Here is a 2,587-nt window from a genome sequence, read left to right on the forward strand (position 1 = left end):
CGCCAGAAAACCATCGGGCGGAATCACCACGCCCCCTTCTCCCTGAATGGGCTCCACCATGATGGCGGCCGTCTCACTGTCGATGGCCTTGGCCACTGCATCCAGATCGCCGAACGGACCGTACACAAAGCCGGGCAGAAGCGGTCCCAATCCCTCGTGATACTTCGGCTGCGCCGTCGCGGAGAGGGACCCCATTGTTCGGCCGTGAAAGCCACCCTCGAATGTGATGATCTTGTACCGCCCCTTGGGACTGTGCAGGCGGACGAGCTTGATGGCCGCCTCGTTGGCCTCGGTTCCCGAATTGCAGAAGAATGCCTGACCTCCAAAGCTTCGTTCGGAAAGGGCCTGGGCCCAAAGGCCCTGCAAGTCCATGTACCAGGTATTGGGAACGTGAATGAGGCGCCCGACCTGCTCGCGGACGGCTTCGACCACCCTCGGCGGACAGTGCCCCAGAAGGTTGCAGCCCCAACCGGGGAAAAGATCGAGATAACGATTGCCCTCGGCGTCCCAAACGTAAACACCTTCCCCGCGGACCAGCGCCACCGGAAATCGCCGGTAGTTACCGATGACATACCGATCAAACAGGGCAATAATTTCCTTCGAACTCAATTGAGGACGATTCACCTCAGTGCTTCCCTTTCTCACAGAATCAGACGATCCCGGCGCCTTGAAAAACAGCCGACGTTACACCAAAGGAGCACGCGTCAAAACCTTGACACTTCGTGGTCATTCAACTTCACCAATCAACCCTGCCCCATGGAACGCCGAAAACTTCTTTCCCCAAAGATGAACAATCACACCACGGTCGAAGGAACCCGACTGACAACTGAAGATACCCCTCATGTGCCGTTGGAAGGCGTGGTCCCGTCGCGAATGATTTCCGTGCCGACCCCTGTCGTGGTGTACACTTCCAGCAAAAGGGAATGACGCAGGCGGCCATCAATGATGTGAATCTTGTTCACGCCGTGCTTGAGGGTTTCCAGACAGGCCTCTACCTTGGGAATCATCCCGGCGTCGATGACCCCCTGACGAATCAGCTCGCGGGCCTGCTCCGCCGTCAGCGAGTGAATGAGAGAGTTGGGGTCATCCTTGCGGAGCCGAACACCGTTCACATCGCTGAGGAAAACGAGCTTTTCGGCCTTGACTGCCTGGGCTACCGCCGTGGCCGCCGTATCGGCGTTGACATTCAGCTTCACGCCACTTCCATCCTCAGCCAGGCACATGGAAGGTATGACCGGGACCACTCCCTGGTTGCACAATTCCTTGATGGTGTCCGCATCGACGCGCGTTACCTCGCCCACGTAGCCGAGATCGACAGGCTCACCGTTTTCGTCGTGAAGCACGAGCTTGCGGCCGAACAGGACGTTTTTCGTCCGAAAATTGAGCGCCTGGGCGCGTCCACCGAGTTCCTCGATCCCACGAGCGAGACTCTCGTTGATTTCGTAGGCCAGGACCTCCTCCACAATCTTGAGTGTCTCTTCATCCGTGTAGCGGCGCCCGCGCACAAACCGCGGCTGGATGCCGGCCTTTTGCATCGCCCGGCTGATGGCGGCCCCCCCGCCGTGCACCACCACGGGCTGCATTCCAACGGTCTCCATAAAAAGGATGTCAAGCAGCAGGTGTGTCATCGCCCGCTGCTCTTCCATGACACTTCCGCCCAATTTGATGACCGTGATCTTGCCGCGGAAGGTGCGAATCCAGCGTAGGGCCTCAATGAGGACGTCCGCTTTTTCAATGGCTTGCTGCAAGGTTCGAACCTCTCCCGGTAACCAAACAGTGAAAGCACCCGCCCAAAAAGGAAAGACACCGCCCACCCTGGGCGGTTCTCACCGATGTTAACTGAAAATTGTTATTTTGCTGTGCGGACCGCAAGCCAGTCAACGCCCCTGCCGCCGACTCGCCCCCATTTGGCTACGACATGCCACGGGTCGGATGTGTTGTCGGGGCCATTCGTCAAGCGCCCCTACCGGCAGAAAGCGGACGTGACAAGCACGTCCCTCCGAAAGCTCGGAGGGGCACGCTCGTCGTGCCCGGTGAAGGGCGATGAGGCATCGATCGGTGTTGATCGGACCTGACAGGCAGGTCCCTCCGAGAAAAGCGGACCGGACAAGCAGGTCCCTCCGGAATGGACGGCGCCGACCGGCCCGGTTTTCAAGGCCCGGCCAGAAAAAACTCGGCACCGGGAAAGGCACGGCCGATGTCCGGAACACCTCCGTCAATCCGTGTCCCTTGCAAGGGCGGAGAGGCTTTCCAGCTCAGCCACCGGACTCGGCATTTCCAATTCGATGGACTCATCGATGACCGCAGGCTCAATGACCCGCATGTCACGCCAGTGTCCCTGGAGAAACCGAAGGAGGTAAATCAACCCCAGGGCGCAGGTCCAGAGCGTGAGAACCACCCAGGAAAAGATCAGTCCCATCCCCAACCATTCGGTGCCGAGCCAGGTGAGCGCGGCCGGGATCGGACACATGAGAACCCCCACCCGAAGGATGAACCGCGTGTCTCCCGCCCCGCGAAGCGCCCCGGAAAAAATGAGGTTCATCGCATCAAAAAGACAGTACGCCGCGACGAATCGCAGGAGCAGGAT

General features: G+C 59.4%; 3 protein-coding genes. All 3 read right to left on the reverse strand.

The annotated features are described in order from the left end of the window. Positions 1-624: aminotransferase class III-fold pyridoxal phosphate-dependent enzyme (locus H5U08_RS15415; RefSeq protein ID WP_297035012.1), on the reverse strand; the 624-nt coding region annotated here is incomplete at its 3' end. Positions 625-839: 215 nt separating this feature from the next. Continuing rightward, positions 840-1,748 (reverse strand): acetylglutamate kinase, encoded by a 909-nt coding sequence (argB, locus tag H5U08_RS15420; protein ID WP_297035016.1) that lies wholly within the window; start codon positions 1,746-1,748, stop codon positions 840-842. A 467-nt stretch (positions 1,749-2,215) separates the two neighbouring features. After that, a partial coding sequence (locus tag H5U08_RS15425) for a polysaccharide biosynthesis C-terminal domain-containing protein (RefSeq protein WP_297035019.1) occupies positions 2,216-2,587 on the reverse strand: 372 nt, incomplete at its 5' end.

The sequence above is a fragment of the Thermogutta sp. genome (assembly GCF_014359955.1).
Taxonomy (GTDB): Bacteria; Planctomycetota; Planctomycetia; order Pirellulales; family Thermoguttaceae; genus Thermogutta.